The organism is Rhodocyclus purpureus, assembly GCF_016653115.1.
Taxonomy (GTDB): Bacteria; Pseudomonadota; Gammaproteobacteria; order Burkholderiales; family Rhodocyclaceae; genus Rhodocyclus; species Rhodocyclus purpureus.
On sequence record NZ_NHRX01000063.1, the window covers coordinates 153,469 to 166,482 of the forward strand.

Sequence of the window (13,014 nt, forward strand, 5' to 3'; positions counted from 1 at the left end):
TGCATTGTCATCAATCCTGAGTCATGCTTGGTAACCCGTTATCGGATGCGGCGTGCATGAGGTGTGCCGCGGCATGATGCGGACCTGGCCTGCACCGGGGAGCGTTCGCGTCTCTTGCCTTCTCCGCGCGGGCGAATTTTGCAAGCCCAGAGGCGAAACATGGCGGATTTGCCCGAAGGCCTGATCGAGGTACTGCGCTCCAGTCTCGTGCTCGGCAAGCTCGACGAAGAGGTGCTGCTCGATCTGGCGCAGGAACTGGAAGTCAAGTCGGTGCACGGTGGCGAACAGCTGCTGCGCGAGGGCGACGTCGCCGACAGCATGCTGATCGTGGTCAGCGGTCGGCTGCGCGTGTCGCGCCGCGATACGGACGGATCGGTTCGCCTCTACAACGAAATCTCTCCGGGCGAAACCACCGGCGAAGCGAGCATGATCCTGCGCCAGGCACTGTTCGCCGACGTCACCGCGCTGCGCGATTCCTGCGTCGCCCTGCTCACCTATCGCAGCTTCGATTCACTTTTACAGCGTCACCCAGTTGCCTTGAACAGGGTTTTCGTCAATGCCGTTTATCGGCAGTTGCGTCACGTCGACCGACTGCAGGAAGCTCATCGTGCCTATACCTTCGTCGTGGTTCCGCTTCGCGACCGCAGGCTGTCTGCCGAAATCGCCAGCGGTCTCGCCGATGCGCTGCGTCCGCATGGGCGGACGGCGCTGCTGCGGCACGAGGAACTCGATGCGGCGCACTTCGACGCACTGGAAAGCCGCTTCGACTATCTCGTCTTCGAAACCGACGACACGCCATCGGCGCGCACCCTGCGTGCGTTCCGACAGTCCGACCAGCTGGTGTTCGCGGCCAGTGCCGACGAACCCGTCGGCCTGGCACCGATCGAGGCGGCACTCGCGCGCGAAGCCGGCTTCGTCATGAAGCGCAAGCATCTGGCCCTGATGCATCGGGCCGAGGCCGAACGACCCGCCGACCTGCCCCTGTGGCAGGGAACACACGAAGTCGAACGCGTCTATCCACTTCGTGCCGGGCGGGGGCAGGACTACGCGCGCCTGGCGAGATTCCTGACCAGCCGCGCGGTCGGCGTGGTGCTGGGCGGCGGCGGCGCACGCGGCTTCTCGCATCTGGGCGTGCTGCGCGCGCTCGAAGAGCTCTCGATCCCGGTGGACCTCGTCGGCGGCAACAGCATGGGCGCGCTGATCGGCGCGCAATACGCATGTGGCGTTCCGCTCGACGAGATTCTCGAACGCACGCTGCGCTTCACCCGTGGCGGCGAGCGGCCGACACTGCCGCTCATCTCGCTGCTCTCGGGCAGGCGCCTTGAACGCGACCTGCGCCGGATGTTCGGCGACCTCGACATCGAACAACTGTGGTGCCCGTTCTTTGCCTCCGCCTGCAATCTCAGCGCCGCGTGCACGACCGTTCAGGACAGCGGACCGCTCTGGCGCGCGGTGCTGGCGAGCAACTCGCCGGCGGGTCTATTGCCGCCGGTACTGCACCATGGCGACCTGCTCGTCGATGGTGCGATCCTCGACAACGTCCCGGTCGCGGCAATGCGCACCCGGCTCGGAACCCCGCACGAGCGGCGCCGCGGCAACGGAACGATCATCGCGGTCGACGTCGATGTCTGCGAAAGGATGAGCGTTGACCCGCAGCTGAAGCACCTGTCGGTGTTGAACACCCTGAAGGGACACCTGACCAGGAAGCCGGGCTTTCGCCCTTCGATCTTCTCGATCCTCTACCGCGCAGGTCATGTCGGAAGCATCAGCATGCGTGGGCGGACCATGGCCGGCGCCGATTTCTGCATGCTGCCACCGGTGTCGGGGTACCCGCTCACCGCCTATGGCCGGGCGACCGAGATCGCCGACATCGGTTATCGCCATGCGCTCGAGGAGATCCCGCGATGGAAAAAGACCTGACGCCCGCTGCCGAACAGCTGCCGCTTTCGCTCAGCCAACTCGAGGTCTGGCTCGACCAGCGCGCCTGGCCGGACAGCACGCACCTCAACATCGGCGGTGGCGCCTATCTCGTGGGGCGTTTCGATGTCGGGCTCCTGCGCGCGGCCCTGCAGGTACTGACCGATGAAAACGAGTCCCTGCGCCTGGTGCCGCGCTGGTCCGGGGGACAGGAACTGCTCGCCAGCCACGCGGCGCCGCTCGAGCAGGTCGACCTGTCCGACGAGGCAAATCCGCGCACGGCGATGCGCGACTGGTGGCAGAAGTGGATCGACACCCCGTTTGCCTTCGACGGAACCCCGCCCTGGCGCTGTGCCCTGCTCCGCCACGACGACAGCCTGCACGGCCTGACCATCCAGTTCCACCACCTGGTCATGGACGGCTGGGGCACCTCGCAGCTCATGCAGCGCTGGAGCAGGATCTACAATGCGCTGGCCAGAGGCGAGCCGATACCGCCGCACAACGACCCCGGCTACCGACGCTTCGTCGCCGAGTCGCTCGCCTACCGGGACTCGCCCGAGTTCGCCGCGGATGGACTGTTCTGGCAGCAACAGCTGCCGGAGTTGCCGCAGCCGCTGTTCGAGCCACGCCACCCGGGCGAGCCGATGGCCGCCGTCCAGATGGCGCACCTGGGCACGCGGCGCCTGCCACGCGCGCGCTACGACCTGCTGGCGCAGTCGCTGAAACAGGCCGGCGTCCGCCTCTTCCCCTATTTCATCGCGGTGCTCGCCGCCTGGTTCGCCAGGGCCTACGGGCGGCAGGAGGTGGTGATCGCGCTGCCGACCCTGAACCGTGCGCAGAGGCGCTATCTGCCGACCTTCGGCATGTTCGTCATGGTCTTTCCGCTGGTCGTCAGGGTTCTGCCGGGGATGACGGTGCGCGAGCTGGTGGCCGCCGTGACTGCGTCGCTGGCCGACGCGCTTCCCCACCAGCGCTACCCGCTCAGCGAACTGACCAAGCAACTGGGGGCGATCCGCCAGCATCGGGACAGCCTCTTCGACATCCTCTTCTCCTACGAGCGGCAAGACTACGACCTCAGCTTCGGCGAGGCCCGCCTCGTCGATAGCCGCCAGATATTTTCCGGGCGCGCGCGTTATCCGCTCGGGATCACGATCTGCGAATTCCAGGCGGATGCCGACATCGAACTGACGCTGGAAGCGAGCCAGCGCTACTTTTCGGCACCGGAAGTGGACTACCTGGGCCAGCGCATCGAGCACCTCTTGCAGTTCATGGCCGGGAACCCGGAGCACCCGGTTGCGGCGCTGCCGCTGCTCTCGCCGACCGAGTTCCGGGCGATGACCGGGCGCCAGGAGGCGCATGCCGGGCCGGTCGCCCCCTACATTCGCCAGTTCGAACGGCAGGTCGCGCTGTCTCCGGCCGCACCCGCCGTGGTCTGGGACGGCGGCAGCCTGGACTACCTGACGCTGGAGCGCTGGGCCAATCATCTGGCGCGTACCTTGCAGGAGCTCGGCACCGCTGCCGACCGGATCGTCGCGGTGGCGATGGAACGCTCGCCGGAGATGCTGGCGGCCTTCCTCGCCGTGAGCAAGGCCGGGGGCGCCTTCCTGCCGCTCGACCCGCACCTGCCGGCGAACCGGCTGCAGGCCATCCTCGATGACAGCGGCGCGCTGGTGCTGCTGGTGCAGACCGCGCTGCAAACGCACTTTGCCGCGCTCTCCACCCGCGTGCTGGCGATTCCGCCGCAGCCGGAGTGCTCGGCGGACGCGCATGCGAGTCGTGCGCAGCCTGCCGACCTGGCCTACGTCCTGTTCACCTCGGGATCGACGGGTCGTCCGAAGGGGGTGATGATCGAGCATGCAGCTCTGGCGCAGCGGCTCGACTGGATCGCCCGCACCTGGGAGATCGGCCCGGCCGATCGCAGCGGCCAATGCACGCAGGCGACCTTCGACCCGTCGCTGATCGAACTCTTCGTCCCCCTGATCCGTGGCGCCAGCGTCGCCCTGCCGCCCCCAGGGCGGATTTCGCCGAAGCGCCTGGGGGCGTTCGTGGTGCGGCACGGGGTCACCTTCATGGCCCTGGTGCCGTCGACGCTGCACGGCCTGCTCGATTCGATCACGGATCGCCCGGCGCTGAAACTTCGCGTGGCCTGCTGTGGCGGCGAGGTCCTGCACGCCGACCTGGCCCGGCGCTTCGTCGACGAAACCGGCGCGCGCCTGTTCAACGTCTATGGCCCGACCGAAGCGACGATCTTCGCGACCGCTTGGGACTGTGCGCGCGAGCCTGCCGCAGGCCGGCTTCCGGTCGGGCGGGCGATCGACGCTACGCGCGTCTATGTCCTCGGCGCGCAGCGGGAGCTGCTGCCCTTCGGCGTCGCCGGTGAAGTCTATATCGCCGGCAGCGGGATCGCCCGCGGCTACCTGAACCGTGCGGAACTGGATCGCGAGGCTTTCCACGAAGACCCCTTCTTCCCCGGACAGCGCATGTACCGCACCGGCGACCTCGGCTGGCTGGCCACCGACGGAAACCTGCACTTCCTCGGACGCATCGACCGCCAGGTCAAGCTGCGCGGCTACCGCATCGAACTCGAGGAAATCGAGGCGGTGATGCAGCGGCTCGACGGAGTCGCTCAGGCAGCAGTCAAGCTGGTCGACAGCGACGGCCGGACCGTCATCCACGCCTGGGTCGCCGGCTCCCCCGCGCTCTCGGCCAAGCAAGTCCGCGCCCACCTGCTCGCCCACCTGCCCGACTACATGCTGCCGGCGCAGATCAGCGTCCTCCCCGAATTGCCCTTGCGCGTCAGCGGCAAGATCGCCTACGACCTGCTGCCCGAAACAAGGATCGCCGCCATCACGGAGGCCTCCCGGGCGCCGGCCACTCCGCTCGAACAGTCCCTTCTGCTCCTGTGGCAGAAGGCATTGAAGCGTACCGAGCTCGGTGTCACCGACAACTTCTTCGACGTCGGCGGCGACTCCCTGGCTGCGCTCGACATCCTAACCGGCGTCGAGAAGCTGGCCGGACGGCCGGTGCCGCTGTTCGTGTTGACCGAGAACCCCACCGTCGAGCAGCTTGCCCTGGCGCTCGGGGAGGAGTCGGCGGAGACCGACAGCGGCCGCATCATGCTGCATCTGGGGCGACACCCGGGCAGCGTGCCGCTCTATTTTGCTGCCTCGGGCCACGGCGACCTGATCCGCTTCCGGCATCTCGCCGCCGCGCTCGGTGACGACTACGACCTGTTCATGCTGCAGCCGCCGACCGAGCAGCCCTTCGTCGGCTTTGCCGGACTCGCCGCGATCTATGCCGAACAGATCACCAGGCGCGCACAACCGGGAATCCTCGCCGGCTTCTCGATCGGCGGACTCGCCGCGCTGGAAACCGCCAGGCAACTGCAGGGTAAGGGTTTTCGCGTGCGGGGGCTGTGCCTGGTCGACACCATCTATCCGGGCCCCCTCTTCCGCAGCGCCGTCCTCTGGCGCGTGCTCGGCTGGCTGACGCGCCGCCTGAACGCCTACGACCTGAGCCTGAACGGCAGGCATCTCGGCGCCCTGTTCGGCGATCGCGGACTGCGCGCGCAGATCGCGGCGCTGGCCGACTATCGCGTCGGAGCGTTCGCCGGTCCGGTGACCCTGATCAAGTCGTCCGGTCTGCTGCGCCTGGAACGCTTCCTGTTCAGGCCGTGGCGGCGTCTGTTCGCGGAGCAGTTCATCGAACTCCAGATCCAGGGCATGCACGGTTCGATCTTCGAGGAAGCGAAGGTCCAGCATCTGGCAGCTGCCTTACGCACATCCAGGGAGCGCACCGATGCGGCGCCCGCCGGATAGGCCACCGCAGACCCGCGCGCTGCGCATCAAGGCAGCCGCCTTCGTGCTCCTCGTGCTCGCCCTGATCGGCAGCGTCATCGCCTGGCGCTGGACTTCCTTGGGCGAGTGGCTCGAGGTCGATCGTCTGGTGCATGAACTGCGCCGGCTCGGTGCCGGCATGGGGCCCTTGGCCGCGCTCGGCGCGATCGTCGTCGCCAGCGTCGTCGCCGTCCCGCTGGGCGTGATCATCGTCGTCGCGGCGATCGTCTTCGGCCCCTGGGCGGGCAGCGCCTACGTGCTGATCGGCGCTTCGCTCGGGGCGGCGACCAGCTTTGCCCTCGGCAAGGCCCTCGGCCACGGGGCGCTGCGCGTCCTCGCCGGCGAGCGTGTGAACGCCCTCAGCGAGCGCCTGGCCCGGCGCGGCATCGTGGCGATGATCGTCATCAGGATGCTGCCGATCGCCCCGTTTGCCGTGGTCAACATGGTGGCCGGCGCCTCTCACCTGCGCCTTGGCGATTTCCTGATCGGGACGCTGCTCGGCATGATTCCTGGAACGCTGTTGATCGCCTGGTCGGTCGAGGGCGTCGTCGGCCTGCTCGGCGGCGCTGACGTCCCGCAGTCCATGCTACAGGCAGCGCACTGAGCGCCCGCGGCAGCGCCGCTTCACACGCCGTGGCGCAGGGCGTCCACGATGTCGAGCCGGCCGGCCCGCTGCGCCGGGACGACGGTGGCGAGCACGGTGGCAATGAAGCCGATGGCGCCGGCGATGACGATTTCGAGCGGAACGATGCGGATCAGGGCCGTGTACCCCAGGTTGGCGTTCGGCGGCGGCGGCATCGGGATGCCGATGGCCGAGATGAGGAGCGCGGCCAGGACACCGCAGGCCATGCCGACGAGGGCGCCGATGACGCCCAGGCACAGGCTCTCGCTCATGATCAGCCGGAAGATCGTGCTCGATCGGTCGCCGAGCGCGCGCATGGTGGCGAACTCGCGCGTACGTTCGAAGAGGGTCATGTTGATGCTGTTGACCACGCTCAGGATGACCATGCACAGGATGATCAGACGCAGCACGCCGAACTGCCGCTCGTAGAGCTTGACCGTCTTGTCGTAGAAATCGGACAGCTCGTTCCAGGTGCTGATCTCGAAACCGGCGCCGGCAAGCTGCCGTTTCAGGCTGGCGGCAACGGCGGCGGTGTCCCCGGTATGCTCGAGCATGACGACGATCACGTGCGCCGAAGCCGTATCCATCAGGATTCTGGCAGCGGTGAGCGGAATGCGCACGGCGCGTGCGTCGAAGTCCTTCGAGAAGCTCTCGAAGACGCCGACGAGTTCGAAGTCGAGGGTATTCACCGCACCTTCGGCCAGCGTCATCACCAGCGTCACGCGGTCGCCGACCTTCAAGCCGAGCGAGTGGGCAACTCCCTGGCCGACGACGATGCCGTCCTCGTCGCTGTCCTTCAGCGCGCGCCCTTCGACGTAACGCAGGTAAGTGCCGATGCCGGCCTCGGCGTCGGCCTCGATCCCTTCGCCGATAATGCCGAGGTCGCGACGACCGTTGTTGAGGACACCGCGGAAGGCCAGCCGGGCCATCGCGTGATCGATTCCGGGCGCTGCCGCCGAGAGGCTGGCCTTGAGCTGCTCGGGCGCGTCGATCAGGTACTGCTCGGGGGCACGCGCCTTGCCTTCGCGGTAGCCCTGGCGCGTCACCTGGATATGCCCGGTCTCCGCCTGGATGACCGCTTCGCCGAGCTGGATGAAGATGTCCTGGACGAAGCCGCCGGCAAGGATCAGGCCGGCAACGCCGATGGCAATCGCCGACAGCGTCGCCAGCGAGCGCGCGCGCTGGCGGAAGACGTTGCGCAGGGCGAGGGAAAGGAAGGTGCTGGCCATGTCACTGGTTGCAGCGAAGTGCATCGACGATGTTCATTCGGCTTGCCCTCCAGGCCGGCATCACGCTTGCCAGCAGCGTCGTCACCAGCGCCAGCACCAGAGCATCGGTGGCGAGCGCGCTGCTGACCAGGATCCTGCCGTCGTAACCGTAAGCCATTCCCGGCGGCGGCGGCATCGGCACGCCGATCGCGGAGATGAGCGCGGCGAGCAGGGTGCCGATGGCGACGCCGGCGGCGCCACCGGTCAGTCCGAGCAGCGCGCCCTCGGTCAGGAACAGACGCATCACCTCGCTGCGCCGGGCGCCGATCGCCATGCTGGTGCCGATCTCGGTGGTGCGCTCGAGAACGCTCATGGTCTGGGTGTTGGAGATGGTCAGCACGATGATCAGGCCGATGATGAGCTTCATCACCCCGACCTGCTTGGAGAACAGTGCGACCGTCTTGTTGTAGAAGTCGGCCAGGTCGGACCAGGACAGCACCTGAAAATCGGCCACCGGCAGCCGTGCGCGCAAGCGCTCGACGACCGGCCCCGTCTGCTCAGTGTCCTGCAGCGAGGCAACCCAGGAGGTGGCACCTTCGACACGCATCAGCTTGCGCGCCTGCGCGATGCTGATGCGCAGGGCGTTGTCGTCGAACTCCTTGGTGACGGTCCGGAAGATGCCGACCACCTCGAGTTCGACGGCGCTGGCGCCACCGTTGGCAGCGGTCGCCAGCAGCACGATGCTGTCGCCGGGGACTACCCCGACGCTGCGCGCCAGGCCGGCACCGAGGATGGCTTCACGCGCGTCCGCCCGGGCCAGGTCGCGACCGGCGATCATCTCCAACCGCTTGCTGATCGGCCGCTCGCGCTCGGGATCGACGCCTTCTCCGATGAACGGAATGGTGACTTCGCCGTGGCTGAGCAGCCCGCTGAACGCCAGGCGCGGGGTGACGCTGCTCACCTCAGGCAGCGCCTCGATCGCCTTCAGTTCCTCCGAGGCGCCCGGCAGCAGGAAGGAATAAGGATCGGCAATCCCCTTCTCGAAATAGCCGGGGCGGACGATCTGCACGTGGCCGAGCTGCGAGTGGATCGTGGCCTCGCGCAAGTCGAAGAAGATGAAGTTGATGAAGCCGCCGGCCAGCAGGTAGGCGACGACGCCGCCGAGCACGGTGAGGCCGGCAACCAGACTCCGGTTGAGATTGCGGGAGAGGTTGCGGATCGACAGCCTGAGATCGGTGACGAAGGTGTTCATTGCTGCTCCGTGCTGCGCTGCTGGCTGCGGCGGCTGCGGGCGGGGCCGCCCTTCCTTCAGCATAGCCCGAGCGGCGCGCCTTTCAGGCTTTTGTCATCGAATACTGGCGGCGGATCGCCCCTCGCCTGCGGCACACACGACCGCCGCGAGGCTCACTGCAGCTTCTTCAGGTAATCCTTGGTGAACATCTTGTCGTCGAGGGCACGCAACTTCATCTCGCTGTACTCGAGCACCGACTTCTCGCCGCTGCGCAGAGCGTCCTCCATCACCAGGCGGGTCGGGCGCACCTTGCCGGCGAGCGTGCGGAAGTTCTCGTAGCGGCAGGTCTTCAGCAGGCGGTTGGACAGCGAGTAAAACTCGGCCTTCAGCGGCCAGGAGTTCTTCTGATTCACCCAGTAGACGACCTTCTGGTAGGTCACGCTGCGATCGACCGCGGCAAGCTCGAGCACGAGGTAACTCTCGCCATCGATGGTCTCGCTGCGCAGCAGCTTCGGATTGTAGTCGCCGGCGAAGTTGGCCCGCGCCAGGTCACCGTTGGCCACCTGCCCGGTCAGGCGCTGCGCCAGCGAGATGCGCACCGGCTGCGACACCTCGGGCATGAACACCCAAAGGTCGCGCCCCTTCATCAGGATGATCTGGCCGCGCTCGGAGGCCGGCTCGGTGATCATGACGATGGTGTTCTCGTTGCCCTTGGACAGGACCCGGTACTTGCGCGTTTCGAGCGCCCGCTCGGGCTGCGCAGTATTGATGACGATGTCAACCTGGAAAGCCTCGGCCGGGAAGCGAACCTGGTCGGCCTTTTCCACTATACTGCGCGCATAGGCCTCGTCGGCCTGCGCCATGGCAGCGTCCTGCGCGCAGGCCATGAAAGACTGTGAGGAGAAGGCGATGGCGGCCCCCAGTACGGTGGCCCAGCGCTGCAGCTTCTTGGCGTAAGTGCGTGACATGGCAACCTCCTCGCAGGTATTCAATCTTTTCAGCCACGGATCGAGCCAACCATGAACAGCGTCGTCCGCATGGAGCACGTCTATCGGGATTATATGCTGGGCGAGCAGACCGTTCGCGCACTCGATGATATTACGATGTCAATCGAAGCGGGTGTCTTTCTCGCCATCTCGGGGCCGTCCGGAAGCGGCAAGACGACCATGCTCAACCTGATGGGCTGCATCGACCGCCCGAGCCGGGGCTCCGTCTTCATCAACGAGGAGAACGTCTCGGCAAAGTCAGCGAACGAACTGGCAGACCTGCGCGCACACGCGATCGGCTTCATCTTCCAGACCTTCAACCTGCTGCCGGTGCTCTCGGCCGCCGAAAACGTCGAGTATCCGCTGCTGCGCCGCAAGGACGTCTCGCCGGAGGAACGCAAGCGCCGCGTCGATCACTTCCTCGACCTGGTCGGCCTCGCCCGCTACGCCAACAACCGTCCCAACCAGCTGAGTGGTGGCCAGCGCCAGCGCGTCGCCATCGCCCGCGCGCTGGCGGTCCATCCGGCGATCGTCCTCGCCGACGAACCGACCGCCAACCTCGACCGGAAAACCGGACTCGAAATCCTGAAGCTGATGCAGCAGATCAACCGGCAACTCGGCACCACCTTCATCTTCTCCACCCACGACCAGGCCGTCATCGACCACGCCAACCGCCTGATCCAGTGCGAGGACGGGACCATCAAGGCCTTTGGCGTGCGCGACGAGGAAGGCAACTGGCAACTGACGCCGGCGCAGCGGCCCGCCGAGCCCGCGCCCGCAACGGGCCAGCGCGAAGACTGAGCGACGCCGGCGAGCGATCCATGGCCTGCTTTCATCGCCTCCTGGCCCTCGGCTGCGGGCTCTGCCTCACGCTCGCTGCCCAGGCCGCCGAGGATGCTGACTCGCTCTTCGGCGAAGATCTGCCCATGCCGGGCGCAGCCAGCGGCCCGGGCGTCAAGGGCTTCCTGCAGTTCGAGGCGGCGCGCACGACCGCCTCGCCGGTGCACTGGTCGAAGCTGCGCACACGCGCCGAGCTCGGCAGCCAGGGCTCGTTCGGCGAGGGCCTCAGATGGAAAATAGGCGCCCGCGTGGACTACGACGCGGTCTACAGCATCGACGACCACTACGCGAGCGAGGTCGCCCGCAACCAGCGCACGAACCTCGAACTGCGCGAGAACTACCTCGACTTCAGCGCCGGCGGCCTCGATTTCCGGGTCGGACGCCAGCACGTCGTCTGGGGCGAGATGGTCGGGCTGTTCTTCGCCGACGTCGTCTCGGCGCGCGACCAGCGCGAATTCATCCTGCCCGAATTCGACCAGATGCGCATCCCGCAATGGGCCGCGCGCGCCGAGTATTTCTCGGGGGACTTCCACGCCGAGGCGCTGTGGATTCCTGTCGCCAGCTACGACAACATCGGCAAGCCGGGCGCCGAGTTCTACCCCTGGCAAACGCTGCCTCCGGGCGCCGTGGCGCAGTACCGGCAGGAACTGCGCCCGGAGCGCAACGCCGACAACATGAACTGGGGGCTGCGCCTGTCGCTGCTGAAGAACGGCTGGGACATTTCGGGTTTCTACTACCGCAGCACCGACATCAGCCCGACTTTTTATCGCGAACCGATCGTCGCGCCGGATTCGCCGTTCATCTTTCAGGCCAGGCACGACCGCATCGAGCAAGTCGGCGGCACGCTGGCCAAGGATTTCGGCGACATCGTACTCAAAGGCGAGGCCGTCCATACGCGCGGACGCAAGTTCACGGTGCTCGACCTCAGCGACGCCGACGGCGTCGCCCGGCAGGACACGCTCGACTGGGCGGCTGGCCTCGAGTTCACGCTGCCCGCCGAAAAAAGCCTCAACGTGCAGGTCTTCCAGCGCCGCTTCTTCGACCATAACCCCTGGCTGATCCCCGACGCACAGGAAAACGGCTACAGCGTCCTGCTCAAGGGCAAGTTCTCCGGCAACTGGGAAGCCCAGGCGCTGCTCATCTCGAGCTTCAACCGCACCGACTGGCTGTTCCGGCCACGCCTCTCCTGGAACTTCGAGCGCAACTGGCGCTGGGTATTCGGCGCCGACATCTTCACCGGCCCCCCGCTCGGGATGTTCGGGCGCTACGACCGGCAGGACCGGGTTTATTCCGAAGTGCGTTACAGCTTCTGAGTCCGCAGCCTCCCGCGCGTGTGCGCTCGCCGGCGTCAGCCGCACAGCCACTCGCCCGGAGAGGCGAGCTTCGAGCAGGACGATCAATGAGCGGAGCCGCTGTCGGAAAACTTTACACGCCGCCCACCGACAGACCACCACCATTCTGCAAGACCATGAATATCAGGCACTTGAACGACTGGCACGGAATATGCGTTTTTCATCTCGCCAACCACAGGGTAGCCCCCTCTGTCATAAGTCCCACCGTTGCGGAGATGCAATCATGAAAACCATCAAGAAATCCGTGCTCGCTCTTGCCATCGCCTCTGCCTTGGTGAGCGGAAGCGCAAATGCGTACGTTTCGTATTTTCTCGACCCGGATGGCGCCGGCGGGACCGCGCCGGTGTACGTCAGGGAATGGCTTGATATCATGGGCACGCTGTATGTCGATAACACGTTCAGCAGCCCCACGACCTTCACCTTCTACCAGCAAGGCACCGCCGAAGTTGTGGGCGCCAATGGCATAGGCAAGCCAACCCTTCTAAACATAGGCGTCAAGTTCTATGGTCCCGGCAACGGGGCGCTAGCAGGGGCGGGTGGCAATATCACCTTCACCGGCGGAAAGATCGAAGTTTATTCAGACTATGGTCTCTGGACCAAGCAGATCGCCAGTTTCGACATCATCGGCAACGGTGGCAGCGTCGACGGCAACGCTGTTCCAAACGGAAAATCGACGCTGGTCGGGAAAGCAACCTATCTCGATCCGGGCTACTGGCGGACCGCTGTTAACAGCACAACCCCGGGCGGCGCACTGGGCGCAGAATCGACATTTGGCTTCTCAACGACCGATCTTTCCCAGGTTGAAGCGGGATCGCAGCAGGGTGTCCTGGACATGATCAATGTGGCGTACGGGACGAACTACACTGCGCCGGTTTCCGCGGAGGACTTGATATTGTCCGCCAATGGCCAGTGGCGCATGTCGCTCCCGGAACCCGCCTCCCTGGCGCTCGTGGCGCTCGGTCTGCTGGGCATGGGCACGCTGCGCCGCCGCAGGAGTACGTGACACATTGGCGTCCGAGCCC

Annotated in this window: 9 protein-coding genes; 6 read left to right on the top strand and 3 right to left on the bottom strand. The window is 66.4% G+C overall.

Annotated features, from left to right (window positions below; genetic code table 11):
* Positions 1 to 159: 159 nt before the first annotated feature.
* The 3 genes from CCR84_RS13600 to CCR84_RS13610 are packed head-to-tail and all read left to right on the top strand — an operon-like array spanning position 160 to position 6,357.
* Positions 160 to 1,920 carry a patatin-like phospholipase family protein gene (locus tag CCR84_RS13600; RefSeq protein ID WP_201213327.1) on the top strand — a complete coding sequence of 587 codons (1,761 nt, stop codon included), beginning with the start codon at positions 160 to 162 and terminating at the stop codon, positions 1,918 to 1,920.
* Complete coding sequence (locus CCR84_RS13605; protein ID WP_201213329.1) at positions 1,905 to 5,735, top strand: non-ribosomal peptide synthetase; 3,831 nt, start codon at positions 1,905 to 1,907, stop codon at positions 5,733 to 5,735. Before CCR84_RS13600 ends, CCR84_RS13605 begins: the two co-directional genes overlap by 16 nt.
* The gene (locus CCR84_RS13610; RefSeq protein WP_201213336.1) at positions 5,716 to 6,357 is read left to right on the top strand and encodes a TVP38/TMEM64 family protein; all 642 of its coding nucleotides are present in this window, start codon (positions 5,716 to 5,718) and stop codon (positions 6,355 to 6,357) included. The genes CCR84_RS13605 and CCR84_RS13610 overlap by 20 nt, the downstream gene beginning before the upstream one ends.
* 20 nt (positions 6,358 to 6,377) lie before the next feature.
* Here CCR84_RS13610 and CCR84_RS13615 read toward each other — a convergent pair whose 3' ends face one another.
* From CCR84_RS13615 to CCR84_RS13625, 3 genes are all read right to left on the bottom strand, one after another.
* On the bottom strand, positions 6,378 to 7,628 hold the full coding sequence (locus CCR84_RS13615; RefSeq protein ID WP_242508723.1) for an ABC transporter permease: 1,251 nt from the start codon (positions 7,626 to 7,628) through the stop codon (positions 6,378 to 6,380).
* Positions 7,606 to 8,835 carry an ABC transporter permease gene (locus CCR84_RS13620; RefSeq protein WP_201213338.1) on the bottom strand — a complete coding sequence of 410 codons (1,230 nt, stop codon included), beginning with the start codon at positions 8,833 to 8,835 and terminating at the stop codon, positions 7,606 to 7,608. Before CCR84_RS13620 ends, CCR84_RS13615 begins: the two co-directional genes overlap by 23 nt.
* Positions 8,836 to 8,987: 152 nt before the next feature.
* Positions 8,988 to 9,782 carry an outer membrane lipoprotein-sorting protein gene (locus CCR84_RS13625; RefSeq protein ID WP_201213340.1) on the bottom strand — a complete coding sequence of 265 codons (795 nt, stop codon included), beginning with the start codon at positions 9,780 to 9,782 and terminating at the stop codon, positions 8,988 to 8,990.
* Positions 9,783 to 9,875: 93 nt separating this feature from the next.
* Here CCR84_RS13625 and CCR84_RS13630 point away from each other — a divergent pair, with 93 nt between their 5' ends.
* The 3 genes from CCR84_RS13630 to CCR84_RS13640 all read left to right on the top strand — a co-directional run bounded on the left by CCR84_RS13630 (position 9,876) and on the right by CCR84_RS13640 (position 12,995).
* Positions 9,876 to 10,601, top strand: coding sequence for an ABC transporter ATP-binding protein (locus CCR84_RS13630; RefSeq protein WP_274610834.1), 726 nt, complete (start codon positions 9,876 to 9,878; stop codon positions 10,599 to 10,601).
* 20 nt (positions 10,602 to 10,621) lie between these two features.
* Positions 10,622 to 11,953 (top strand): DUF1302 family protein, encoded by a 1,332-nt coding sequence (locus tag CCR84_RS13635; protein WP_201213345.1) that lies wholly within the window; start codon positions 10,622 to 10,624, stop codon positions 11,951 to 11,953.
* 262 nt (positions 11,954 to 12,215) lie between these two features.
* Positions 12,216 to 12,995 carry a PEP-CTERM sorting domain-containing protein gene (locus CCR84_RS13640; RefSeq protein ID WP_201213346.1) on the top strand — a complete coding sequence of 260 codons (780 nt, stop codon included), beginning with the start codon at positions 12,216 to 12,218 and terminating at the stop codon, positions 12,993 to 12,995.
* Positions 12,996 to 13,014: the final 19 nt, after the last annotated feature.

Coding starts and splice junctions, on each gene's coding strand:
- CCR84_RS13600 (WP_201213327.1), top strand. CDS start 160: ATGGCGGATTTGCCCGAAGGCCTGATCGAGGTACTGCGCTCCAGTCTC.
- CCR84_RS13605 (WP_201213329.1), top strand. CDS start 1,905: ATGGAAAAAGACCTGACGCCCGCTGCCGAACAGCTGCCGCTTTCGCTC.
- CCR84_RS13610 (WP_201213336.1), top strand. CDS start 5,716: ATGCGGCGCCCGCCGGATAGGCCACCGCAGACCCGCGCGCTGCGCATC.
- CCR84_RS13615 (WP_242508723.1), bottom strand. CDS start 7,628: ATGCACTTCGCTGCAACCAGTGACATGGCCAGCACCTTCCTTTCCCTC.
- CCR84_RS13620 (WP_201213338.1), bottom strand. CDS start 8,835: ATGAACACCTTCGTCACCGATCTCAGGCTGTCGATCCGCAACCTCTCC.
- CCR84_RS13625 (WP_201213340.1), bottom strand. CDS start 9,782: ATGTCACGCACTTACGCCAAGAAGCTGCAGCGCTGGGCCACCGTACTG.
- CCR84_RS13630 (WP_274610834.1), top strand. CDS start 9,876: ATGCTGGGCGAGCAGACCGTTCGCGCACTCGATGATATTACGATGTCA.
- CCR84_RS13635 (WP_201213345.1), top strand. CDS start 10,622: ATGGCCTGCTTTCATCGCCTCCTGGCCCTCGGCTGCGGGCTCTGCCTC.
- CCR84_RS13640 (WP_201213346.1), top strand. CDS start 12,216: ATGAAAACCATCAAGAAATCCGTGCTCGCTCTTGCCATCGCCTCTGCC.